Raw genomic sequence first — 25,713 nt, 5'->3', positions numbered from 1 at the left:
AAAAAGTTACATAAATTTGGAAAGTTATAATATACATATATAATATAAGATTAAAACTAGAATGAATAATATTAATTTAAAATTTGAACATGGAGGAAGATTATTATGGAGAAAAGAGAAAAGAGGATAATAATATCATCTTTATTAAGTGTATCAATTTTAATGGGTTTGGTAAGTGTATATTCTATATTAAATAAGGAAGATATAAGTTTAACAGTTAAAGGTCAAGAGCAAAAAGTATCTTCATTTAAAAAAACAGTTGAGGAACTTTTGGATGAACAGGGTGTGAAGTATAATTCTGAAGATAAAATTAATCCAAGTTTAGATACAGAGTTAAAAGATAATATAAAAATAAAAGTTGTTAAAGTAACTAAAAGTAAAAAAGAAGAGTTTGAAAAAATTCCGTTTGATACAAAACATGTAAATGATAGTAATTTGTTGAAAGGAAAATCTAAAGTCTATCAAGAAGGTCAAGATGGAGAAAAAAAACTAGTCTATAATTTAACTTACCATGATGGAAAGTTAGTCAAAAAAGTCTTATCAAAAGAAGTAATATCTAAAGAGCCAACTGCAAAAATTATAAAATATGGAACTAAAGAAAAGGTACTAATTGCATCAAGAGGAGCAAATATAAGAGGTGGAAAACATATGAAGGTAGTTGCAACTGCATATGCAGGTGATACAATAACATCGACTGGAACAACTCCAAGATGGGGTGTTATTGCGGTTGACCCAAGTGTAATACCATATGGAACAAAGGTATATATACCTAAGTTGGGCATGACTTTTGTGGCAGAAGATTGTGGAGGTGCAATTAAAGGTAATAGAATAGATATTTTTATGAATAGTGAAGGAAAAGCCTCAAATTGGGGAAGGAAAAGCATAGATATATATCTACATTAAATTAGTGAATAGAATAACTTTACTTGAAAGATAAAAAAGTATAAAATATGAATTAACTAAACTGTTAGATTATTCTTGAAACATAAAAATATATCTAAGGGGGGATAAGATGAAAATAGTCTGTTTAGGAGACAGTTTAACATATGGATTTGGAGTATCACGAAGTAATTCATGGACAAACATTGTAAATAAAGAGACTCGATTAGAAATAGTAAATAAGGGTATAAATGGTGATACAACAAGTGGTATGTTAGTTAGATTTAATGAAGATGTTGTAAAAAACTCTCCTGATATAGTTTTTATAATGGGTGGTACCAACGATTTTATTGCTGGAGCAGGAAATGAAGTTATTAATTCTAATATAATGGCTATGGTACATCAAGCATATTCAAAAAATATTATACCTATAATAGGAATACCATTAAAACCAGATATTCCAAGTGTTAGAGAAGATTGGAGTTGTTTTACTGATTTTAATATAGTATCCCAAAAATTAGAATCATATAGCCATTGGTTAAAAAAGTTTTGTTTGACATTTAATACTAATTTTGTAGATTTTTATTCAGAATATAATAAAAATATGGAACTAGAAGGATATAAAAAATTGTATTTTGATGGATTGCATCCAACCAAGGAAGGTTATAGAATAATGGCAGATATTTTTATTAATTCAATTAATAAGTATATAGAAGAGTTATAGTTGTATCAAAATGCTTGTTTATACAGTTGTAATAAATACATAAGATAGGGAGGGTTTTATTATGGATTATACTAAAACATATGAAGAGTGGATAAAGAGTTCATATTTTGATGAAGATACAAAACTAGAGTTGGAGAAAATAAAAAATAATGAAAAAGAGATAGAGGATAGGTTCTATAAGGATTTAGAGTTTGGGACTGCTGGTCTTAGAGGAATAATTGAAGCAGGAACGAATAGAATAAATAAATACACAGTTAGAAGGGCTACTTTTGGGTTAGCAAACTATATATTAGAAAATACTACAGAAGAAGAAAAAACTAGAGGTGTAGTAATAGCTCATGACAATAGACACAAGTCTAGAGAATTCTGTATAGAGTCTGCAAACACTTTGGCAGCATGTGGTATAAAAGCATATATATTTGATAGTTTGAGAACTACTCCAGAATTATCTTTTGCTGTTAGAAACCTAAATGCAATAGCGGGTATAGTCATAACAGCAAGTCATAATCCTCCAGAATATAATGGATATAAGGTATATTGGGAAGATGGAGCACAAGTTATGCCAGAGATTGCAAATGCAATAACAGACAAAGTGAATAGTATACACGATTATAGTATAATACCAACTTTGAGTGAAGCTAATAAAAATTTAGTAGTTTTGTTGGACGAATCACAAGATACTAAATTTATAGAAGCAGTAAAAAGTCAAATTATAAGAAAAGATTTAGTTAAAAGTGTAGGTAAAAGCTTTAAGATAGTTTATACACCTCTTTGTGGAACAGGTAATATTCCAATAAGAAGAGCATTAAAAGAAGTGGGGTTTGAAAATATAATTGTAGTTCCAGAAGAAGAAAATCCAGACCCAAATTTTGCAGGCCTTGATTATCCAAACCCAGAAGAGAAAAAAGCTTTAAATAGAGGTATATTACTTGCAAAAGAAAAAGGAGCAGACCTCGTAATAGCAACTGACCCGGATTGTGATAGAGTAGGTGTAGCAGTAAAAACTACTACAGGAGAGTATGCTTTACTTACAGGAAATCAAATTGGTGGTATGTTGACACATTATATAATAGAAGGCTTAAAAGAAAATAATAAATTAAAAGAAAATGCTACAATGATAAAAACTATAGTTACATCAGAATTTGGAGCAGATATAGCTAAAGCGAATAATGTTGATGTGTTAAATGTTCTTACAGGTTTTAAATTTATTGGTGAAAAAATAAAATTATTTGAACAAAATAAAAACAGAAGTTATGTATTTGGATATGAAGAAAGTTATGGTTATTTAGTTGGTACTCATGTAAGAGATAAAGATGGTGTAGTTTCTTCATTATTGATATCCGAAATGGCAGCATTTTACTATTCAAAAGGTATGAGTTTATATGAAGGTTTAATAGAACTTTATAAAAAATATGGATTTTTTAAAGAACAGACTATATCTTTGACTTTAAAAGGTATAGAAGGTGTAGAAAAGATAAAAGAAATAATATCTTACTTTAGAGAAAATCAAATTGATTATATAAATAATGTTAAAGTAGTTGATAAAAAAGATTATAAAAATGGTATAGAGAATCTTCCTAAATCTGATGTTTTAAAATACTTTTTGGAAGATGAATCTTGGGTAGCTATAAGACCATCTGGAACAGAGCCAAAACTTAAATTTTACATAGCTGTAAAAGGAACCAGTGATATTGAAGCGGATAAAAAGCTTCAAGGTTTAAAAGAATATATAGATGCCATGGTTGAAAAATTAAAATAAAACATTATTATTTTATAAGATAATTTTATGATAATATTTGTTTAGCTGAAAATTATAATTTACTTTCATTGAGTAGAATATGGAAATGTTAGTAGAATTATTATTTTCAGCTTTTATTTGTGTTACTTTTACTTAAATAATTATATTATGGTAGAAATCTGAGTATAATTAATATTATATAGTGAAATTAATTTGAGAGAAAAGGGGATATTTATGTTTGGTATAGATAAAAAATTGATTGAGTATATAATTGCAAAATCTAATTACAGTGAATTAAGTTCAAAGTCAGCAGAAGTATCTTTCTTCTTAATGTTGTCTATATTTCCTTTTTTGATATTTACAATAAGTTCTATAGCGTATATACCAATTCTTCATTTAAATAAATATATAGCTTTGTTTAGAAATATGATGCCAGAAGGAGCTTTTGCTGTATTATCTTCAATCATAGTTTCTGCAATAGACAATAGAAACCTAAAATTTTTAGCTATTAGTTTTGTACTTACTATGTGGACATTTTCAAGAGCAGTAAAAGCTCTTATTAAAGGGATGAATAGAGCGTATAAAGTTAAGGAAACTAGGTCTTTTTTTAAAATTCTATCTATATCATTTTTATTTACAATAATGCTTTTGGTACTTATTTTTTTATCTATGATATTTCTAGTTTATGGAGAAAAAATAGGTTATTTTATTTTTAACCTTATAGGATTGGATGAAATATTCATAAAAATATGGGATATTCTAAGATACACTGTAGGTATAATAACAATAATAGTGATATTTACATTATTATATAAATATACTCCAAATAAAAAATTGACTATTAAAGAATCTGCGCCAGGTGCCATCTTTGCTACTTTTGCTTGGTTTTTAGTATCATTTTTATATTCTTATTATACAAATTACTATGCTAATTATGAAGTAATCTACGGAAGTATAGCTGAAATAATTGTACTTATGACATGGATGTATTTTAGTAGTTGGTCTATTGTTATTGGCTATGAGGTAAATTCAAGACTGTATTTTAGAAAGATAAGAAATGAAATGCTAAAGTAAAACATTAAAATAAAAGATAGTATTTAATATTATAAATGTGATTGAATTAATGAAAAAAATATTGACATTTAAGTTAAAAAGTCTAGAATTTTCTGGGCTTTTTTTATTTTTAATGCAACTTGACAAATTTTATTTTATGAGATAATTTTAATTTATAATCATCTTTGAAAAGATGACTATTGATAAGTAAGAGATGAAATTGGTAGAAGCATCAAAAAATGTACTAAATAAAAATTATAGTCCTAATGAGTTAATGTCTGTATTTTCAAATAATGCAGTGTTTAGTCATGTGTTTTTATATGCGCCTGTATTCCTAATTATCAATATATTAGAATAAGATACTGTAATTAGATTTAGAAAAAAGCGACATAAATAATTATAAACAAATAATAAATTACATAAAATTAAATTTATTCACAAGTATATCTTATAAAATATGTTATAATTAATAGAAAATTGTCATATAATTACAATGAAATTGCCGAAAAGCCTCCTTCTTTAGATGTGGGGATGAAAGGCAAGGTCTTAATATAAATAAAAGTCAGAATAATACTTTCAACCTAACATTATGAATGATAGATTATGTGTAGGAGGTGTTAGTTTTTATGTATAAATCTAACGGAAATATAACATATGATTGTAAATATCATATAATATTTTGTCCTAAGTATCGTAAACCTGTTTTAGTTGGCGAAGTAAAAAATATGTTAAAAGAGATAATGCCATATAAAGCAGATGAACTTGGAGCAGAAATAATAGAAATGGAAATAAACAAAGACCATGTGCATTTATTAATATTATGTGACCCACAGTTTGGAATACATAAAGTAGTAAAAGGTTTAAAAGGTTTTAGTTCAAGAATATTAAGAGAAAATTTCCAACATTTAAAGTCTAGTATGCCTAGTATGTGGACTAATAGTTATTTCGTAGGAACTGTTGGCACTGTAAGTTTAGAAGTGGTTAAACAATACATAAACAATCAACCATTTAGGAGTAAGAAAAAATGATAAAAAGTCATAGAGTAAAATTAAACCTAACTAGAACACAATTTGAATTAGTAAGAGAAAAACAAATGGAGAGTGCTAATTGTTGGAATCATACGGTTATCTAAAGAATACTATTTTGAACATAGACAATGGATAAAAAAGAATGATATACAAAAGATAATCAAAGGTAAATACAATCTAAACTATACAAGCAATATCAGATAAATTTGATGCTAATAGAAAGACTATTTCACAGTTAAGAAAGAAAGGTAATACCAAGGCAAAGTATCCATATAAAACCAAGAAATTTTATATAATACCATTCAAAGCTAGTGAATATCAATGCTAAAGGTAACTTAAAGTTATCAATGTCAAAAGGTAGATATTTAGAGTTAGATTTTAATATTGAAAATATAAAGACTGCTGAAATAGTATGGAGAAACGGATATTATTTGTATTATACATTTGATGATGGAATCATTAATCCAACACTGAAAGGTAACAACATCGTAGGTGTAGACTTAGGAGAAATACATTCTATAGCGAGTATAACTAATGAAGGTATTGGACTTGTAATATCTAATAGAGAAGGTAGAAGTATTAAGCAATTTAGAAATAAGTTATATATCTAAAAGATTAAGTAGATGTAAAAAAGGTAGTAGACAATATAAGAGATTATGGAAATTAAAAAATACTATTAGAACTAAAACAGATAACCAATTAATAAACTTATACCACCAAACAACGAGAAAGTTTATAGATTTTTGTGTAGAGCAACAAGTATGTGAAATAGTTTTAGGAGATATAAAAGGAATTGAGAAAAATACAAAAAAGATTAAATAGAATTAATAGACAAAAAATATCTCAAATGGAGTATGGTCGTATTAAAGACTATATTAAATATAAAGCTAAAGAGCAAGGTATTGAAGTTAAGCTAGTTAAAGAAAACTACACATCTCAAACTTACCCAAAGTGTTCTAAAAAACACAAACCAACTGGTAGAACTTATAGTTGTACTTGTGGTTATAAAACTCATAGAGATATAGTTGGTGCATGGAATATTCTAAATAAAAAACATAAATATGATTTAGTTGATTTTAGTACAAACCGTAAGCAACCAATTAATTTAAAAGTATCTACCATATAAGGTAGTAGTGGCGAAGACACCGTCCAAGTAGCTTGGTTTTGTAACCACCTATGATTCTATCGTTTAGATAGTATTAAGTCGTTAGCCACCAAGAATCCCCTTGCTTTAGCTATGGGGAGTGTGTCAATTAAGGAGTATTATTATAAATAACATTGAGAGGTAGTGGTTAGAATATGGATACCCATAATAAATATGTAAATTTTATAAAAAATATACCTGTACCTTTTTTATATTGTAGAATTATAAAGAGACAAGAAGATATAGAATATCGAGTAGAATATATAAGTAAAGGTATGGGCAAAATATTAAAATTAGAAGAAGGTATTTGTGATAAAAATATATTAGATGTATTGCCTGTATTTAAGTCTAAAAAATATTTTAATGAGTTGTTCTCAGATGATGTGGATTGTATAAAAAGATACATTCCGACACTTAAAAATTGGATAAACATAAAAAAACAGATAATAGGGGATTCATACATAATTTTGTATTTTGGTAAAATTGTATTTGATTATAGACAGATAATCGATTCTCTTGATAAAAAAGAAAAAGTAGCCTATATTAAAGATGAAGAAGGCATATATATAGATTGTAGTGAAAATTTAATATCAATATTAAATAATAATATTAAGACAACAAAAGACATATTTGGTAAAAATGATATAGAAGTATGGGGAGAGAATACTGGAAAATTATTTAGAGATGATTATATAGAAGGAGTATCCAGTAAAAAAAGATTTTTACAAAACTTATTTGAATATGAAGAAACTTTCTTTATGGTTGAAAAATATTTTTTGTATGATGAAGATGAACTTTTAGGTACTATAGGAATAATAGATAATATAATATACAGTGGATACAGTAATAAAAATTATAATTCAAAAGACTTAATGAAGATGATAGAGCACTCAATTCCAGAGAATATGTTTTATAAAGACGTGTATGGAAATTACATTGGATTTAATTCAGGTTTTTTGAATTTAGCCTGTATGAATAAAGAAGAATTATTAGGAAAGAATAGTTATAAAATATCAACAGAAGACTTTTTAATAGATAAGATATTTGAAAGTGATAAGAGTGTAGTTGAAAATAAAAAAGCAGTTACATTTGAATTAAATATAAATATGAATGAGGAAAACAAGTGTATTGAGATTACAAAAAGACCATTTTTTGATAGTTATGGAAGTGTCATTGGAATAATTGGAACAGCAAGGGACATAAGTAGAAGAAAAAAACTAGAAGAGGAAATAGATAAAACTAGAATGGAATTTTTCGCAAATTTATATCATGAACTTAGAACCCCACTAAATTTAATATCTTCTTCATTACAAGTGATAGAAAAAAAAGAAGCTGACTTAATAGAATCAAATGATACTTTAAAAAGAAATCTAGGTATAATAAAACAGAATGGAAATAGAATACTAAGGTTAGTAAATAATTTTATAGACTTTACAAAAATGCAGTCAGGATATTTAGATTTCATACCAGAAGAATCTGATATAATTGCATTTATAGAAGATATATGTATGTCTGTAGCTGACTTTGCAAGTCAAAATAATATACAGCTTACATTTGATACAGAAATAGAAGAATTTTCAATGTTGTTTGATTCAGAGAAATTGGAAAGAATAATATTAAATTTACTTTCGAATGGAATTAAGTACAATAAGAAAGATGGAGAAATAAATATATTTTTATATGTGAAAGATAATGTATTTAATATGAAAATATCCGACAGTGGTATAGGTATACCAAAAGAAAAAATAGATAAAATATTTAATAGGTTTGAACAAATTGACAATGAACTTTCTTACAGGGTTAAAGGCAGTGGAATTGGACTTTCACTAGTGAAATCTTTGGTTGAGTTGCATGAGGGTAGTATATCTTTAAAAAGTCAACTTGGTATTGGAAGTGAATTTATTGTTTCATTACCTGTTAGAAGTAAAAATAATATTGAAAAATACAATTATAAAAAAGAAATCAGTAATGAGTTAAGTAAAAAATTAGAAATAGAATTTTCGGATTTATAGTTTAAATATGAAAAATAAAATTTAAAAAAGTATTGACAATTGATTTGGAAGGGTTTAAAATAAAGTACAACATAATAAATAAAAAAGCGATGAATAGGAAGAGTAAATCTAATTCGATTACCAGAGAGAAGAGTCCATAGGCTGAAAGACTTTTTAAATTAGAGGGATTGAAAACTACCTAGGAGCTACTTTCTGAAGTTATCTATACTAATAGATTTTAGTAAGAATAGTCGTTAACTGCGTTAAAGTATTAAGTGAATTTTCATAATAGATGAAAATTAAATTAGGTGGAACCGCGGGAATAATACTCTCGTCCTTATGCCATAAGGATGAGAGTTTTTTGTTATTTAAAAATATAAATAGTAATTATAAAAAATATAAAAGCGATGAATAGGAAGAGTAAATTTAATTCGACTATCAGAGAGGAAAGTTCACAGGCTGAAAGACTTTCTAAGTTTGAGAAATTGAAAACTACCTAGGAGCTGTGGTCTGAAGTTACTTTAAAAGGTTTTAGTAAGACTAACCGTTAACTGCGTTAAAGTGTAAAGTGGATTTTATCACTAAATGATAAAATCAAATTGGGTGGAACCGCGAGTATAGACTCGTCCCTTTATATAGGGATGAGTCTATTTTTATTGCAATAAAAGATTGAAAATAAAAAAAAATCGGAAAATTATAAATTTAGGAGGAAAATAATATGGAAAATAAAGTAAAAATTGGAGTACTAGGATATGGGATTGTAGGAAGTGGACTTATAGATATAATAGATAATAATAAAGAAAAAAGAAATATAGAAATAGTTGGAATCTTAGTTAATAATTTAGAAAAACATAAGGGGAAAAAATATTCTAATATAATAACTAATAATATAGATGATATATTTGATAAAGATATAGATATACTTGTTGAAGTCATGGGTGGTTTAGAACCAACATTATCTTATATTAAAAAAGCGTTAAGTAATAAAATTCATGTTGTTACAGCAAATAAAGATTTGTTAGCTGAATGTGGAGATGAGCTTGCAAAATTAGCAAGTGAAAATAAAGTAAGTATAAAATTTGAAGCTTCAGTTGCTGGAGGTATACCAGTATTAAAACCAATAATAGAATCACTAGAAGGAAATAACATAGATAGTATAAATGCTATTTTAAATGGAACTACTAACTTCATATTATCTAAAATGTATGATGAGAATTTATCTTATGATATGGCATTAAGACAGGCTCAAGAATTAGGTTTTGCTGAAGCAAATCCAGAATCAGATGTATTAGGGTATGATGCTGCTAGAAAACTATCAATATTATCAACTCTAGCTTATGACAATAGAGTCTATTGGAAAGATGTGTATTTAGAAGGAATTACAGACATAGATGAAAAAGATATCGAATATGCAAAAAAATTAAATTGTAAGATAAAATTAATTGGTCAAAGTAAGTATGAAAATCATAAAGTAAGTGCTTTTGTTAGACCTGTCTTAGTAGAAAAAGATAATATACTTGCTAGAATAGACAATGAGTTTAATGCTGTCATAGTGAATGGAGATTCAGTAGGAGAAGTTTCTTTTGTAGGTAAGGGAGCTGGAAGTTTAGCAACAGGAAGTGCAGTTTACTCAGATGTTATAGATATAATAGATAATAGAGTTTCAAGTATAGACTCTTTTACTAAAGATAAAATACAAGTTAACAAAATAGTTAGAGAAAAGTGTGGAGCACTTCTTAGATTTAAAAAATGTAATAAAGATGAAATTTTAAATATAGTTGAGAACTGTTTGGTAAATTACGATATTTTAAATGATGATGATGAACTTGCTATTATGGTTTATGCTGACTCTGAATATGAAATAAATAACAGTTTATGCCTAATAAAGGATAAAGGATATTGCGAAAAAATGAATAAAATGTTGAAAATAAGTTAAAAAAGAAAAAATATAAGTTTATATGTAACATATTTTGACGATTTTAATACTATATAGTATGAGATGAAACAAAACATCTCATAAAAAAATTAAAATTAAAGGGAGAGATATGTTATATGGAAAATAAAAAATATGCAAATGGTGGTTATTCAGAAGATTGGTATGAAAGAGGAGAATCTACAGCTAAATGGTTCCAAAATGATGGAGAAGAATATGAAAGAGTAGCATACGATGAAGATAGAGAAAGAAGAGGTTCAAACTGTGGATGTTCAAATTCAGAAGATAATAGACCTAGAAATTGTGAAAGATTTAGAAGAGAAGCTGAAATAAGAGAAAGAGAAGCAAGAGAAGCATTCTGTGAATCTTCAGAAAGAAAAAAAGAAGCATTAGCATATGAATGTGAAGCTAGAAAATTATGGGAACAAGCAGAGAAATACTGGGATGAATACTCAAAGTACAACTATCAAGGAATCGAATATTTAGCAGAAGCTGCTAGATTATTTGATGAAGGTATGGAATGTGAAGCTAGAAGAAATGGAAATAATGGAGGAAACAATAATAATTGTTGCCATAAATGCCATAAATCTAATTGTAACTGCTGTAGAAAATAAAAAAATTCATTGACAAATCAATAGTTAAAATATATCATATTATGTATAATAAAGAGAAAATTTAGAAAAAAATAATGATTAGAAGAAATATAAGTATAGTTATTAGACAAATAGTGCTCAGTTAGTGAGGTGAGTACAATATGATTAAACTCCCATCCTCTAGCTTTTAATAGAGGGTGGGAGTTTTTATTTATTGATGTATCTTAAATGATGATAATATTGTAAAACTAGGAGGTAAAAAATGAAGAGTATTAAAGCATCAAGCGTAAAAGAAAAGGTAGATGAAAAGATATTAAGAGAGCAAGTAAGTTCTATAATAGAAGATATAAGAAGTAATAAGGATATTGCACTTAAAAAATATAATGAGAAATTTGATAGAAATACAAGATGTGAATTTAGAATTACTAAAGAAGAAATAAGGGAAGCTTATAAGCATGTAGATGACGAATTTATAAATAACTTGAAGATTGCTGCTGAAAATATAAGGAAATTTGCTAAGGCTCAAAAAGTAAGTTTTGAAAATTCTTTTGAAAAAGAAATTTATCCAGGTGTAATCCTAGGTCAAACTAATATTCCAATAGAGTCATGTCTTGCATATGTTCCAGGGGGTCAGTATCCACTGTTTTCAACAGCTCTTATGCTTATAATACCTGCAAAAGTCGCAGGAGTAAAAAGAATTGTGGCATGTTCACCAACTATGAAAAATACTGAAGACATAAATCCTAAAACATTGGTAGCTATGGATATAGCAGGGGCTGATGAAATATATGCAACTGGGGGAGTTCAAGCTATAGCAGCATTTACATATGGGACAGAAAAGATTAATCCAGTTGATATAATCGTAGGACCAGGAAATAAGTTTGTGACTGAAGCTAAAAGACAATGTTATGGTCAAGTAGGAATTGATTTTGTAGCTGGTCCAAGTGAAGTTCTTATAATAGCTGATGAAACTTCAAATCCAGTTTATATTGCAGCCGATTTATTAGCACAGTGTGAACATGATTTAAATGCAAGAGGTATATTATTAACAAATAGTTTAGAAATAGCACAGGAAGTTGAAAAAAATATAGAAATTATGTTAAAAGATTTGCCAACAAAGGATATAGCATATAGTTCATGGGAAAATAATGGAGAGATAATACTGGTTGATGATATGGAGGAAGCCATTAAAATAAGTAATTTTTATGCACCAGAACATTTAGAAGTTGCAGTAAAGAAGTATGATGAAATTTGTGATAGATTAATTAACTATGGCTCTCTATTTATTGGAAACCTTTCTGCTGAAGTATTTGGAGATTATGTTTCAGGTACTAATCATACATTACCAACACTCAAAGCATCAAGATATACGGGTGGCGTTTGGGTTGGAACTTTTATAAAAACTTGTACAAAGCAGATATTTAATGAAAAAGCTATAGAATCATTAGCACCTGTAGCTGAAAAGCTCGCAAAAGAAGAAGGATTATATGCACATGCAAAGGCTGCTGAGGTTAGATTTAAAAAATAGTAGAAAATTCTGTTTCTATCAATCGAGATTGCGTATTAGAGAAGGATAAGAAAAACGCCGCCAACCTGAATAAACACTATATTTTGCAGGTCGTCGGTGTTTTTTATATCTGGACAATAGAGAAATTTGATTTAAGTTTTTTTGAAAATTTATTGACAAATCTAAGTTGCAAATATTATACTAAACTTAATAAATAAAGTTTATAAAGTAAGGTGTTGTTTATGAAAAATATAGTTGGAAAACCACAAACGATAAAAAAAGTAAATGAGGATTTAATAAAAAATATTATAAAAAATGAAGGTCCTATAACAAAACCAGAAATTTCAAGTATTACTGAATTGAGTTTAGCCACAGTTAATAAGATTGTAGAGCAATTAGCTTTGAAAAATGAAGTTAAAGTAAGTGGACTAAGTGAATCTACTGGAGGAAGAAGAGCTCAATTATTTGAAATAAATGCAAACTTAGAACACATAATAGCTTTATATTATTATAGAAATAGTTGTATAGGGGTAGTTGCCAATTTACTAGGTGAAATAATTTATCAAGAAGAATTTAATATAAGAATGGATACGTATGAAAACGTTAACCAAGATACTTTTTTTGTTATAGATACTTTAATCAAAAAGGAAAGGGGAAACAATATAAGAGCTATTGGGATTGGTGTACCAGGCGTTGTAAAAAAAGGTATAGTTAAAAATATACCAACTATAAAAAGTTGGGAAGGTATAAATTTGGAAAATTTAATAAAGAGTAAATACAATACTAAAGTATTTATAGAAAATGATACAAATATTACTACTATCGGGATTTATCAAAAACAGTATAAAGACATATATAAAAATATGGCTCTTATGTATCTAGAAGATGGGATTGGCTCAGGTATAGTTATAAATGGTGAATTATATTTAGGTTCTACAAATTTTGCTGGAGAATTAAGTTATTTAAATATGGAGTTTGGTAAATATAACTCCAATAACTTAAATCTTGAAGATTATATTATGAGTTTAAGAAAAATATATTTAGAAAGTAAAGATAAGAAATTTAAGAAAGAAATTTTATCTATAATATCAAATTTTATAAGGACTATTATATGTGTCTTAAATCCACAAGCGATGATTATACAATGTAGCATATTAACTAAGATTGACATGGAATTTATAGAAAAAGATATAAGTAATAGTGTTGGAGAAGAAAATTTTCCTAAATTAATAAAAGTAGAGTCATTGAGAGAAGGAAGTATAAATGGAGTAATTAGTATGTGTTTAAAAGAAACTGACTATCAATATTCCTTATCTAATAAAAAAGGAGGATATTAATGTGAAACATTTGATTTCAATAGATGGAGGAGGAACAAAAACTAAATTTTGTGTAAGTGATTTAGATGGAAACATACTTAAAGAACATACCACTGGTTCAACTAATTACAAGTCAGTTGGAATTCAAAAAACATATGAAAATATTAATAATGGATTTAAAAAATTATTAAAAGATTTACATATCGATTACGACGATATTGAGTATACTGTATTTGGTATATCTGGTTGTGATTCTCCTAATGATTATAAGATTATAATGGATGAAATATTAAAAATTGGGATTAACAAAGAAAAAATATATCTAGTAAATGATGCAGTTTTAGCTTTTTATGCACAAACTGATGCTCCTGGTCTAGTAATTGTGGCTGGTACAGGTTCAATTATATTAGGAATTAAAGGAGATGGGGAAATATATAGAGTTGGTGGATGGGGATATAATTTTAGTGATTTGGGTTCTGGATATGATATAGGAAGAAAATTATTAAAGAAGGTTTTACTTTATTGTGATGGATGTCATGAATATAGTGATTTATTTAATTGTGTTTTGGATTTCTTTGGAGCAAATAGTTTTGAGCAACTTACATATATAATTACTGAGATAAACAATAATGTTGAAATAGCAAACTTAGCTTCATTAGTGATTGATTGTGCCAAACAAGGTGACAAATTGGCTATTGAAATATTAAGAGAGTCATCAACTGAACTGTCTAAATTAGCTCAAGTAATATTGAGTAAAATATCTAATTCAATGAAAAGGGATAAAAGCAAAATAAATATAGTTTTGTCTGGTGGTACGTTAAATAAAACTATATATGCTCAAATGTTAATGAATAATTTAAAAACAGAAAATATAGATAAAAATTTAAAATTTATACCTCAAGAAAAACAGCCTGTATATGGAGGTATAAGACTTGCTATGGCATTAGCTAATAGGAGGGTCAAGCATGGATAGAAAAAAAGTAATAGTACAGATTTTTACTGGAGGTTTTAAAACTAAAGAAATAAAATTCAATGATATAAAGTGTAAGCTACTAGAATTACTGGACTGTATTGATATAGAAAAGGTTATCATGGGATGGAATGTAGATGAAGAATTATATGTAGGAACTAAAAAACTATTAAATAAATATAATGTTGAATTATATCTTTGGTTACCATGTTTTTCAGAAATAGGACTACTTGAAAAAAGTAATTTACTAGTCGATTATACGGGAAAGGAAGTCAAGGGCTATACTTTACAAGAAGATGAAAATTTTGAATTTTATTGCCCAAATAATAAGAAGAATATAGAAAATATAAAGAAAGTATATAGTACTTATTTTAGTGAAATTAAGTTTGATGGAATTTTTTTAGATAAAATAAGGTATGGCTCTTTTTCAAATAAACTAAATGGTGTTTTTAATTGTTTTTGTGAAGATTGTTTAAATATATATGAAGAAAATAATATTGATAAAAAGTCGTTAATGATAGAGATGAATAATGTGTCTAATGGAGTTCTAGATAATGAAGATACTCCATTTGGTATAACAGAATACATTAATGGAAAATACAAATTTAAAAATAAAATATGGGAAGATTTTTTTGAAATAAAAAATCAAAATATATACAAGGCATTATTAGAAATAAGTAGTTATTTTAAAAATAAAGGATTGAAAATAGGTATAGATACATTTTCACCTTTTATTTCTTACTTTGCAGGTCAAGATCTAGAAAAATTACAAGAAGTAGCAGATTTTATAAAACCAATGATGTATAGAATTACAAAAGCTCCAGCTGGTTTACCATTTGAATTTGAAAGGCTGATTGATGAATCCATACATAAAAATAAAGAGATTGCAAAAAGAAATTTCTTAGATATTTTAGGAATTAGAGAGTATGAAGGAGATATATATCCTATAAAATTTGTACTAGAGGAAATCGATTTTATGACAAAAAATCTTAATAGAGAGATATATGTAGGAATTGAAATAAATAAAAAAGAAATTATAGCTCCTGTTACACCTAAATACATAAGTGAAAATCTTTCAAACATAAATAAAACAGCAGTAAAAGGATATGTTTTATCTTGGGATTTGTTATCAGCACCAAAAGAAAATATTGATGAAATTATAAAATGGTTTTGGAATTAGTGAGGTGATATGGTGAGTAAAATATTGGAAATGCAGCAAATATATAAAAGTTTTGGAAAGGTGGATGTTTTAAAGGGGATAAATTTTGAGTTAGAAAAGGGTGAAGTAAGGGCTCTTTTGGGAGCTAATGGAGCAGGGAAATCTACACTTATTAAAATTTTAGGAGGAGTTCATTCTCAAACTAAAGGTAAAGTAATTTTAAATGAGAATGAAATAATGTTTAAAAATCCACATCATTCTAAAGAAAATGGGATTAGTATAATTTATCAAGAATTAAGTTTGATACCAACACTTACAGTACTTGAAAATATTTTTCTTGGTAGGGAAACTTTAAAAGGAATTGTGTTTTTAAATAAGAAAGATATGTTTGAAGAATATATGAAAATTTGTGAAGACTTTGATTTTAATATAGACCCACATACAGTAGTTTCTAATTTAAGTGTAGCAAATCAGCAAATGGTTGAGATAATGAAAGCTGTTTCATGTAATTCTGAAATTATCATAATGGATGAACCAACAACATCACTTACTAATAATGAAAAAGATGGGCTATTTAAAATAATAAACAGATTAAAGTCTAAAGGTAAAACAGTAGTTTATATTTCCCATATATTGGAGGAAGTTTTAAAAATATGTAATAGCGCAAGTATAATGAAAAATGGAACTATGGTTGGAACTTATGATGTAGGGGATTTAACTAAATTAAAAATAACTCAACTTATGACAGGAAATGATAATCACAAACTTATTGAGAAGAAGGATTATACATTTGCAAAGTATGAAGAAAGTCCAGTACTAGAAGTAAAGAATATAAGTTGGTCTAACAAAATAAAAAATGTTTCATTTAAAGTTTATAGGGGAGAAGTTGTAGGTCTTGCAGGTCTTGTAGGTTCGAGAAGAACTGAAATTATAAATTTGATATTTGGGATAGATAATAAAGATAGTGGAGACATTTTTATCAATGGTAAAAAAGTAGACATAACTTCTCCTAAAGTTGCTATAAAAAATAAAATAGGACTGATTCCTGAAGATAGAAAAAATTTAGGACTAATTTTAGAACAAGCTATATATACGAATTCAGCATCAGTACAAATTGATAAGTTCAAGAAATTCTTGTTTATAGATAGAAAGAGAGAAATTGAGTTTTCACAAAAAGGTGTTAAGGAATTAGGAATAAAAGTTAGCGATGTAAAGCAAGAAGTAAAAGCGCTTAGTGGCGGAAATCAACAAAAAGTAGTAGTTTCTAAATGGTTAGAGAAAGATTTAGATTTAATAATATATGATGAGCCGACAAAAGGAATAGATATTGCTGCAAAAGAAGATATTTTCAATACAATCAAAGAATTTTCAAGTAAAGGAATAGGAGTAATATTTATATCTTCTGATTTAGAAGAAGTAATAAGAGTAAGTGATAGAATTTTAGTAATTAGAGAAGGTTCTATTGTAGATGATTTAAAAAATGAGAATATAAAGGTTCAAGACATAATGAACAGTATATTTAATGTATAAAAAATGAAAATGGAGGACTGAGATGAAGAAAGCTTTTGAGAAATTAAATTTAAGAGATTATGGAGTATTACTAGGTTTTTTGGCTTTATGTATAGCTATAAGTATTGCAACTCCATCATTTTTAGGTAAACAAAATATACTTAATCTTTTACGACAATCTTCTATAATTGGAATAATTTCAGCCGGTATGACTTTTGTTATAATATCTGGAAACTTTGATATATCTGTTGGAGCAGTAGCAGCTCTTGCAGGTGCTATAACAATGAAATTTGCAACTGGTGGAACTAATTTGTTTGCATCCATGTTCTTAGGTATAACGATTTGTGCAGTAATAGGATTAATCAATGGTATAGTAGTTGCAAAGATAAACGTACCATCACTAATAGCCACTATGGCTATGGTCACTATTGTAAGAGGATTACTGTTGATGCTTACAGGCGGGTATCCAATTACTGAAAATATACCAATACTTGATTACATTGGAAATGGACATTTGTTTAATATACCAATACCAGTATTAATTTTCTTTCTGGTGGTGTTAGCTTCGTTTATTGTACTTAACAAAACTAAATTTGGTAGATACGTTTATTCTGTAGGAGGGAATCAAGAGGCAAGTAAGCTTAATGGTATAAATGTAGATTCTCATAAAATAAAAGTATTTATTATTAATGCTGTGCTTGCAGGAATAGCTGGAATCGTACTAACTGGAAGACTTGGAACTGCAACTGCGATTGCAGGTGAAGGATATGATATGGATGCAATTGCATCTGTAGTAATAGGAGGTACATCAGTGGCAGGAGGCTCTGGATCTGTACTTAAAACTGTTATAGGAGTGTTACTTATGAGTGTTATAAACAACAGCTTTAATCTTCTTGGAATAGATGTATATTTCCAGTACATATTTAAAGGGTTAATAATTTTAGCAGCAGTTGGATTTGATTCTTATAGCAAGAAAAAGCTTGCTGCAAGATAAAAAAAGAGGGGGAATTTTTTATGAAAAAATTAATGAAACATTTAACATTACTGTTATCGCTTGTTATGATATTCAGCTTAGTTGGATGCTCAAATGATGGTAGCAAAGGAAAAGAGGGAGAAAAGAAAATAGCAGTATTATTGCCAGGTTCAACAGGTTACTTTGTAGCAACTAAACAAGGTATAGATGCAAAATCTAAAGAATTAGGTGTAAGTGTAGAATATGCAGATGCTCAATGGGATGCTAGTAAACAATTATCACAAGCTGAAGATTTTATGGCTAAAGGGGTAGACATGATTGCATTATGTGGAGTTGATTCTGCTGTAAGTGAGAGAATAGTTAAAGCTGCTAATGATTCAGATGTTCCTATAATAGCATTTACAAATTCTATAGGAAGTAACCCAACTGGAGAATTTAAAGGTTTAGTTACATATATAGGACAAAATGAGGAAGAGACAGGAGCATTAACAGGTAAAATTGCTAAAAACTTATTAGGAGAAACTGGTGGAAAGGCTGTATCAATAGAAGGTGTTCCAGGAACTACTCCACAAGTATTAAGAAAAAAAGGACTTGAAAAAGAACTAAAAGATAGTAATATAAAAATAGTTTATAATCAAACTTCAAATTGGGAGAAAGAGCAAGCTTTAAAAGTAACAGAAGACTTAATTCAAAAGAAAACTGATTTTAATGTTATAATATGCCAAGATGATAACTCTGCTACAGGTGCAGGACAAGCTTTAAAAGATGCTGGTCTTAAAGATAAAGTTAAAGTTATAGGTTTGGGTGGAAGTAAAGATGGATTAAAAGCTATAACTGATGGGTTAATAGATGGTACAACTTATATGTCTGCTGTGGAAGAAGGTGGATTAGTCATAGAAAAGGCATCTAAATTCCTTAAAGGTGAAAAAGTGGAACCTGTTACACAAATTAAACAAGTTGAAGTTAATAAGGATAATATTTCAGAGTTCAAGGGTGAATGGTAAGTATCATAGATAATAAATAAAATTTTCAGAGTTACTTTATATAGTTTCTAAAGTAACTCTTTTTTAAATTTAACTTAGTGATAAATTATTGGATAGTATTTCTAAACAAATAAAAAATTAATATAAACAAAGATTTAATTATACTAAATTATAAGTAAAATTAATATAAACTTTTGTAAAAAAGGAAAACGTCTAAGGTATTGAAAATACTGTGATATGGGTGATGAACTAAAAAAACATAAAAAAATATAAAAAAAATGTTGAAAAAAATATAAAAATTTTGTACAATTAAAGATTCGAAAAGTGCGGTATACAAAGCCAATTCTTTTGTATATAATATATATAAATTAAGAAAAAGGAAGGGATATGTATGGCCAGGCGGTTATTTTTAGAAAGGATTGGACTTATATTTTTAGGTTCAGCAATATTAGCATTTGGAGTTTACAATTTTTATTATTTAAACAACATAACAGAAGGTGGAGTGTTAGGTATTTTACTACTGTTAAAAAATTTATTCAATATACAACCAGCAATAGCAAATGTTGTAATAGATGGTTTACTACTTTTAGTAGGATATAAATTTTTCGGTAAAAAATTCCTTATATATTCAATAGTAGCTTCTATAACTTTTTCAGTGTTATACGACTTATTTGAGGCTATAGGACCTCTGGTACCACAATCAGAAAACATGCTTTTATCAACTATTTTGGCAGGTGTAACTGTTGGAACAGGTGTAGGTATAGTAGTAAAAGCAGGTTGTGCATCAGGAGGAGACGATGCTTTAGCATTAGTAATTTCTAAGACTACATCTTTGAACATAGGGCAAGTTTATTTAGCAACAGATGTTATTGTATTGTTGTTATCATTATTTTATCTATCAGCTTTTGACATCTTTTACTCTTTGATTGCTGTTACAATTAGTGGCAAAGTAATTGATTTTATTTATTATCATGGTAAAAGTTTGGATATGGATATAAGTAATGATATAGTTCCAGAATGTTAATATAAATTAAATAACTTTAGATTTTATTAGAGGTGGCAAATTTGCCACTTTTTTTGTCTAAATATTTATAGAAAGTATAATCCCATATAGATTTTTACAAATCTTAAATATAGAATTATGTTGGAATGACTAGGAATACGATTGCCAGATGGCATTTTAAAAACTCAATTTTATATTTATGAAATACTAATCATTAATAGATGTTTCTTAATCCTATCTTTATACCTAAAATGATAAGATAAATGAAGTAGCAATATAAAACTAAAATTTGTAAAAGAAATTAAAGTAAATGGAGGAATTAAAATGTTGGATATAGTTATGATAGCATTGTTATTCATAGGATTTGTTTCCATGAAGTTGCTTGCTGACTGGTGTGGGAAACAAACTGAAAAAAATAATGTAATGTATGGAGGGATTACCTATGTGGTTTCTGGCAGTTGTAATCATAATGTTAATAATATATTTGGTGTATGCACTTATTAATCCTGAAAAATTTTAAACATTGTAAGGCTAATAAGTAAGTTGAATTGGGAGGAACAATTTTTATGGTGCAGATAGTAATAGTGTTAGCAATTTTTATGGTTTTAGTAATACCTATGGGCAAGTACTTATATCATATAGCTACTAATCAAAAAACATTTGGAGATAGAATATTTGATAAAGTGGACAATTGTATATATAAAGTATGTAGTATTGATAAGAAAAAAGAAATGAACTGGAAACAGTATGCTTTAGCTTTATTATTTACAAATGCAGCTATGGTGTTTATATGATATATCATACTTAGAACTCAAAGTATGCATATTTTTAATTCAGGTGGAATTAAAGGTATGGAGCAAGGTTTATCATTTAATACAATAATAAGTTTTATGACAAATACAAACTTTCAACATTACTCAGGTGAATCAGGACTTTCATACCTTAGTCAGATGACAGTTATAATACATGATGTTTACATCAGCAGCAACAGGATATGCAGCTGCTATGGCATTTGTAAGAGGTTTGGTTGGTAAAAAGAAAACATTGGGAAATTTTTATGTAGATTTAATTAGGATAACAACAAGAGTACTTTTACCAGGAGCTTTAATTGTTGGGATTATACTAGTTACACAAGGAGTACCACAAACTTTTGCTGGAACAGAACAGATACAGTTAATAATATGCATGACACCTTAACTCCTTTAGGAGGATTAGTACCACTGTTAAATATGATGCTAAATGTAGTATTTGGTGGTAAAGGTGTAGGTCTTATGAATATGTTAATGTACGCTATAATAGCAGTTTTTCTATGTGGATTAATGGTAGGAAGAACACCAGAATTTTTAACTAAGAAAATTGAAGGAAAAGAAATGAAGTTTATTGCTTTACTTATTATATTACATCCACTTTTGATACTAATGTTCTCTGGTCTTTCAGTAGCAGTACTAGCAGGGCTTGAAGGAATTTCAAATCCTGGATTCCACGGATTATCACAAGTATTATATGAATTTGCATCTTCAGCAGCCAATAATGGTTCAGGATTTGAAGGTCTAGGAGATAATACTATGTTTTGGAATATAACAACAGGCATAGTTATGTTCTTTGGAAGATATGTATCTATTATAATACTACTTGCAATATCAAGTTTATTGGCATCTAAAAAATCTGTAAATGAAAGTATAGGAACGCTTAGAACGGATAATTTTACATTTACAATAATTTTAGTGCTTGTTGTTTTAATTGTTGGTGCTTTAACATTTTTCCCAGCCTTTGATTTTGGATAAGACAGGTACTATTACTTATGGTAATAGACTTGCATCAGAATTTATAGCAGTTGGAAATGCAGATACAAAAGACTTAATAAATTATTCTGTTATGTGCTCATTAAAAGATGATACTCCAGAAGGAAAGTCAATAGTTGATTTAGGTATGAAGTTAAGCTCAACAGGTAAAACAAAAGAGGCAGAGGAAGCTGAATTCGTAGAATTTTCTGCACAGACTAGAATGAGTGGGATTAACTTAGCTGATGGTACAGCTATAAGAAAAGGTGCTTATGATAGTATAGTAAAACGAGTAAAAGAATCTGGTGGACTGATACCAGAGGACTTAGAAGAAAATGTAAGCAGAGTAGCCAATTTATGAGGAACACCTCTAGTAGTATGTGTAGATAATGATATATATGGAATTATCTACTTAAAGGATACAGTAAAATCAGGACTAGTAGAAAGATTTGCTAGACTTCGTGAGATAGGAATAAAAACAATAATGTGTACAGGAGATAATCCTTTAACAGCAGCCACAATTGCAAGAGAAGCTGGAGTAGATGGGTTTATTGCGGAATGTAAGCCAGAAGATAAAATAGATGCTATTAAGAAAGAACAATCTGAAGGTAAAATAGTTGCAATGATAGGTGATGGAACTAATGATGTTCCTGCACTTGCTCAGGCAGATGTAGGTCTTGCTATGAATAGTGGAACAACATCTGCAAAAGAAGCAGCAAACATGGTGGATTTAGATTCAGACCCAACTAAGATATTGGAAGTTGTTGAAATAGGAAAACAGCTTTTAATAACTCGTGGTGCTTTGACAACATTTAGTATAGCAAATGATGTTGCGAAATATTTTGCGATTATACCAGCTATATTTACTCTTGCAATACCTCAAATGGAGATACTAAACATAATGAAACTTTCTACATCATTTAGTGCGATATTATCAGCTTTAATATTTAATGCTATAATCATCCCATGTTTGATACCTCGTGCAATGAAAGGAGTAAAATATAGACCTATGAAATCACAAGCTATGTTAATGAGAAATATGCTTATATTTGGTCTTGGTGGAGTCATAGTACCATTTTTAGGAATAAAATTAATTGATTTATTAATTACACCCTTAGTAATGGTTCTTAATTTAGGTTAATAAATGGAGGATATGAAAATGAAAACATTAAAGCCAGCGTTGCTTGTAAGTATTGTGTTGTTAGTTGTTTGTGGACTTGTATATCCACTTGTTTTAACAGGTATAAGCTAGGTTGCATTTAAAGATAAAGCTAATGGAAGTATGATAGAAGTAAATGGTGTAAAAGTAGGTTCAGAACTTGACCTTAATATAAGTCCAGCATCTGCAAAAATTCAGATACCTGCTATAGCAAAAGCATCAGGAATATCAGAAAGTAAATTACAAAAAATTGTAGATGATAATACTTCGAAAAAACTTTTTGGAGTTTTAGGTGAAGATAGGGTTAATGTGCTAAAGATTAATGTAGAGGTCGCAAAAATATTAGGTCTTATATAGTATTTTGTAGAATTTTAGTAATAAAATATTGTGCAGGATTTAATCTAAAGGTTAAAGTTTAAAGAGTGAAAATCGATAATGATTTTCACTCTTTTATTTGAATATTACTAATATTTGGAATAAAGCGATTGTATGTATAAAATCCAAAAAAAGGTTGCATTATCAAAATGATAATACTATAATATATTTATCGTTATCAATTTGATAATAGATTTGGACATATAGGAGGAAGTAGTATGTTATATAATAACGCATTAGAGTTGATAGGAAACACACCTATAGTAAGGTTGAATAATTTAGGCTGTACTAACGGGTGTTCTAACATATATGTAAAATTAGAAAAAGTAAATCCAGCAGGAAGCATAAAAGATAGAGCCGTTTATGAAATGTTAGAGGGATTAGAAAAAAGAGGCGAATTGAAAAAGGGAGATGTATTAGTAGAAGCAACTAGTGGAAACACTGGTATTGCATTATCTATGATAGGAAAATTAAAAGGATATGAAGTAGTAATCGTAATGCCTGAAACTATGAGTGTTGAAAGACGAGACTTAATGAAGGCTTATGGAGCAAATTTGGTACTTACAGATGGTAAAGCTGGAATGGCAGGTTCCATAGAAAAAGCAAATGAGCTTTTAAAAGAAAATCCAAACTATAAAAGCTTAAAACAATTTGAAAATAGAGATAATCCAAACGCACATTATAAAACAACAGCAGTTGAAATTATGAATGATGTTAAAGATTTAGATATATTTGTATGTGGAGTTGGAACAGGTGGTACTTTAATAGGAACTGCGAGATATTTAAAAGAACAAAATCCAAACATAAAAGTAATTGCACTTGAGCCTAAAAAATCTCCAGCTATATCAGAAAACAAGACTGGACCTCATAAAATACAAGGAATAGGTGCTAACTTTGTTCCTGAAAATTATGATTCTAGTGTAGTTGATGAAGTAATACTAGTAGATGATGAAGATGCTTTTGATACAGTTAAATTACTTGCAGCAAAAGAGGGAATTTTAGTAGGTATCTCTTCTGGAGCAAATATATTTGGTGCTATGGAAATGGCAAAAAAATATCCAGGTAAAAAGATAGTAACAGTAGCTCCAGATGGAGTAGATAAGTATATGTCAATGGGAATATTTTAATAATTTTATTTTAGGGAGTGAATACTTTGTTTAAGAAAATAAATAAAGATATTGAATATATAATGAAAAATGACCCAGCAGCTAGGTCTAAAATAGAAGTCTTTTTACTTTATCCATCAGTTCATGCAATGATAATGCATAGGATGGCTCATGCTCTTTATAAGAAGAAGATGCTTTTTACAGCAAGATTAATATCCCAAATATCCAGATTTATGACTGGTATAGAAATACATCCTGGTGCTAAAATAGGAGAAGGTATATTGATAGACCATGGAATGGGTGTTGTAATTGGAGAGACAGCTGAAGTAGGTAATAGGGTAACAATATATCAAGGAGCTACTTTAGGAGCTACAGGAAAAGACACTGGAAAGAGACATCCAACTGTTGGTGATGATGTATTAATTGGTGCAGGAACAAAAATACTAGGACCTTTAAATATAGGTTCAAATTCAAAAATTGGTGCAAATTCGGTTGTTGTTAAGGATGTACCTAATGGTGCAACAGTTGTTGGCATACCAGCAAAAATAGTAAAAATAAGAAACTTAGAACCTGTAAAAAAGAATAAAAAAGAAGTGTCCTATGAGTATGACGAGTTAGACAATGTATATTATATATAACTTAGGTATAACTATAAAATAAACTTTATAAAAATTATTTTTAAAAGGTATTTTTTTCAAATTTGGGGACATAATAAAAAAGAACTGAATGTTAAAGTTTTAGTTCATCAATCTTTGATAAACAAGATTTTAAATTTGTAACGTCTAGGAG

Annotated in this window: 24 protein-coding genes, 2 pseudogenes and 2 other annotated features; all 26 genes and pseudogenes read left to right on the top strand. The window is 28.2% G+C overall.

Features of this window, described 5'->3' with window-relative positions; genetic code table 11:
* The first annotated feature begins 105 nt into the window (after positions 1-105).
* The 26 genes and pseudogenes from KGF39_RS07945 to epsC all read left to right on the top strand — a co-directional run bounded on the left by KGF39_RS07945 (position 106) and on the right by epsC (position 25,562).
* A complete protein-coding gene (locus tag KGF39_RS07945; protein ID WP_054273578.1) occupies positions 106-903 on the top strand; it encodes a 3D domain-containing protein in 798 nt (265 codons plus the stop codon).
* A 109-nt stretch (positions 904-1,012) separates the two neighbouring features.
* Complete coding sequence (locus tag KGF39_RS07940) at positions 1,013-1,603, top strand: SGNH/GDSL hydrolase family protein (RefSeq protein WP_227821864.1); 591 nt, start codon at positions 1,013-1,015, stop codon at positions 1,601-1,603.
* Positions 1,604-1,664: 61 nt separating this feature from the next.
* Positions 1,665-3,362, top strand: coding sequence for a phospho-sugar mutase (locus tag KGF39_RS07935; RefSeq protein WP_227821863.1), 1,698 nt, complete (start codon positions 1,665-1,667; stop codon positions 3,360-3,362).
* 213 nt (positions 3,363-3,575) lie between these two features.
* Positions 3,576-4,415, top strand: coding sequence for a YihY/virulence factor BrkB family protein (locus KGF39_RS07930; RefSeq protein WP_107595532.1), 840 nt, complete (start codon positions 3,576-3,578; stop codon positions 4,413-4,415).
* 193 nt (positions 4,416-4,608) lie between these two features.
* Positions 4,609-4,752 carry a hypothetical protein gene (locus KGF39_RS07925; protein WP_207655646.1) on the top strand — a complete coding sequence of 48 codons (144 nt, stop codon included), beginning with the start codon at positions 4,609-4,611 and terminating at the stop codon, positions 4,750-4,752.
* Between the two features lie 268 nt (positions 4,753-5,020).
* On the top strand, positions 5,021-5,422 hold the full coding sequence (tnpA, locus tag KGF39_RS07920; protein ID WP_107595548.1) for an IS200/IS605 family transposase: 402 nt from the start codon (positions 5,021-5,023) through the stop codon (positions 5,420-5,422).
* A gap of 311 nt (positions 5,423-5,733) precedes the next feature.
* Positions 5,734-6,033 (top strand): hypothetical protein, encoded by a 300-nt coding sequence (locus tag KGF39_RS07915; RefSeq protein WP_227821862.1) that lies wholly within the window; start codon positions 5,734-5,736, stop codon positions 6,031-6,033.
* Positions 6,034-6,215: 182 nt separating this feature from the next.
* On the top strand, positions 6,216-6,548 hold the full coding sequence (locus KGF39_RS07910; protein WP_227821861.1) for a transposase: 333 nt from the start codon (positions 6,216-6,218) through the stop codon (positions 6,546-6,548).
* 173 nt (positions 6,549-6,721) lie between these two features.
* On the top strand, positions 6,722-8,578 hold the full coding sequence (locus KGF39_RS07905) for an ATP-binding protein (RefSeq protein WP_227821860.1): 1,857 nt from the start codon (positions 6,722-6,724) through the stop codon (positions 8,576-8,578).
* Between the two features lie 80 nt (positions 8,579-8,658).
* Positions 8,659-8,899 (top strand) — a binding site (T-box leader).
* 56 nt (positions 8,900-8,955) lie between these two features.
* Positions 8,956-9,191, top strand: a binding site (T-box leader).
* 84 nt (positions 9,192-9,275) lie between these two features.
* Entirely contained in the window at positions 9,276-10,493 is a 1,218-nt protein-coding gene (locus KGF39_RS07900) for a homoserine dehydrogenase (protein ID WP_054273584.1), read from the top strand.
* 116 nt (positions 10,494-10,609) lie between these two features.
* Complete coding sequence (cdeM, locus tag KGF39_RS07895) at positions 10,610-11,104, top strand: exosporium morphogenetic protein CdeM (protein ID WP_227821859.1); 495 nt, start codon at positions 10,610-10,612, stop codon at positions 11,102-11,104.
* Between the two features lie 241 nt (positions 11,105-11,345).
* Positions 11,346-12,611 carry a histidinol dehydrogenase gene (gene hisD, locus KGF39_RS07890; RefSeq protein WP_227821858.1) on the top strand — a complete coding sequence of 422 codons (1,266 nt, stop codon included), beginning with the start codon at positions 11,346-11,348 and terminating at the stop codon, positions 12,609-12,611.
* Between the two features lie 221 nt (positions 12,612-12,832).
* The gene (locus tag KGF39_RS07885) at positions 12,833-13,927 is read left to right on the top strand and encodes an ROK family protein (protein ID WP_227821857.1); all 1,095 of its coding nucleotides are present in this window, start codon (positions 12,833-12,835) and stop codon (positions 13,925-13,927) included.
* A 1-nt stretch (position 13,928) separates the two neighbouring features.
* Entirely contained in the window at positions 13,929-14,879 is a 951-nt protein-coding gene (locus KGF39_RS07880) for a BadF/BadG/BcrA/BcrD ATPase family protein (protein ID WP_227821856.1), read from the top strand.
* Complete coding sequence (locus KGF39_RS07875) at positions 14,872-16,056, top strand: hypothetical protein (RefSeq protein ID WP_227821855.1); 1,185 nt, start codon at positions 14,872-14,874, stop codon at positions 16,054-16,056. Before KGF39_RS07880 ends, KGF39_RS07875 begins: the two co-directional genes overlap by 8 nt.
* Before the next feature lie 12 nt (positions 16,057-16,068).
* Positions 16,069-17,565 carry a sugar ABC transporter ATP-binding protein gene (locus KGF39_RS07870; RefSeq protein ID WP_227821854.1) on the top strand — a complete coding sequence of 499 codons (1,497 nt, stop codon included), beginning with the start codon at positions 16,069-16,071 and terminating at the stop codon, positions 17,563-17,565.
* A 22-nt stretch (positions 17,566-17,587) separates the two neighbouring features.
* Positions 17,588-18,538, top strand: coding sequence for an ABC transporter permease (locus KGF39_RS07865; RefSeq protein ID WP_107595539.1), 951 nt, complete (start codon positions 17,588-17,590; stop codon positions 18,536-18,538).
* Positions 18,539-18,558: 20 nt separating this feature from the next.
* Positions 18,559-19,521: a sugar ABC transporter substrate-binding protein gene (locus tag KGF39_RS07860; RefSeq protein WP_054273594.1), complete on the top strand. Its 963-nt coding sequence runs from the start codon at positions 18,559-18,561 to the stop codon at positions 19,519-19,521.
* Positions 19,522-19,891: 370 nt separating this feature from the next.
* Positions 19,892-20,524, top strand: coding sequence for a YitT family protein (locus KGF39_RS07855; RefSeq protein ID WP_054273595.1), 633 nt, complete (start codon positions 19,892-19,894; stop codon positions 20,522-20,524).
* A 406-nt stretch (positions 20,525-20,930) separates the two neighbouring features.
* Positions 20,931-21,023, top strand: coding sequence for a K(+)-transporting ATPase subunit F (kdpF, locus tag KGF39_RS20225; RefSeq protein ID WP_071585680.1), 93 nt, complete (start codon positions 20,931-20,933; stop codon positions 21,021-21,023).
* 46 nt (positions 21,024-21,069) lie between these two features.
* Positions 21,070-21,700 (top strand): annotated as a pseudogene (locus tag KGF39_RS20220) (potassium-transporting ATPase subunit KdpA).
* Positions 21,685-22,287: a potassium-transporting ATPase subunit KdpA gene (locus KGF39_RS20215; RefSeq protein WP_413927077.1), complete on the top strand. Its 603-nt coding sequence runs from the start codon at positions 21,685-21,687 to the stop codon at positions 22,285-22,287. The pseudogene KGF39_RS20220 and the gene KGF39_RS20215 overlap by 16 nt, the downstream one beginning before the upstream one ends.
* Positions 22,274-23,425 (top strand): annotated as a pseudogene (gene kdpB / locus KGF39_RS07840) (potassium-transporting ATPase subunit KdpB); the annotation flags it as partial. The gene KGF39_RS20215 and the pseudogene kdpB, both read left to right, overlap by 14 nt.
* Before the next feature lie 141 nt (positions 23,426-23,566).
* Positions 23,567-23,800 carry a potassium-transporting ATPase subunit C gene (locus tag KGF39_RS07835; protein WP_413927076.1) on the top strand — a complete coding sequence of 78 codons (234 nt, stop codon included), beginning with the start codon at positions 23,567-23,569 and terminating at the stop codon, positions 23,798-23,800.
* Positions 23,801-24,036: 236 nt separating this feature from the next.
* Positions 24,037-24,945, top strand: a complete 909-nt coding sequence (gene cysK / locus KGF39_RS07830) for a cysteine synthase A (protein WP_227821853.1) — start codon at positions 24,037-24,039, stop codon at positions 24,943-24,945.
* A gap of 26 nt (positions 24,946-24,971) precedes the next feature.
* Positions 24,972-25,562, top strand: coding sequence for a serine O-acetyltransferase EpsC (gene epsC, locus KGF39_RS07825; protein WP_107595544.1), 591 nt, complete (start codon positions 24,972-24,974; stop codon positions 25,560-25,562).
* The last annotated feature ends 151 nt before the right edge of the window (positions 25,563-25,713 follow it).

This window comes from Clostridioides sp. ZZV14-6345 (assembly GCF_020657775.1).
GTDB lineage: Bacteria > Bacillota > Clostridia > Peptostreptococcales > Peptostreptococcaceae > Clostridioides > Clostridioides difficile_D.
Note: the sequence above shows the minus strand (reverse complement) of the source record. Positions and strands in the feature narration are given on the sequence as shown.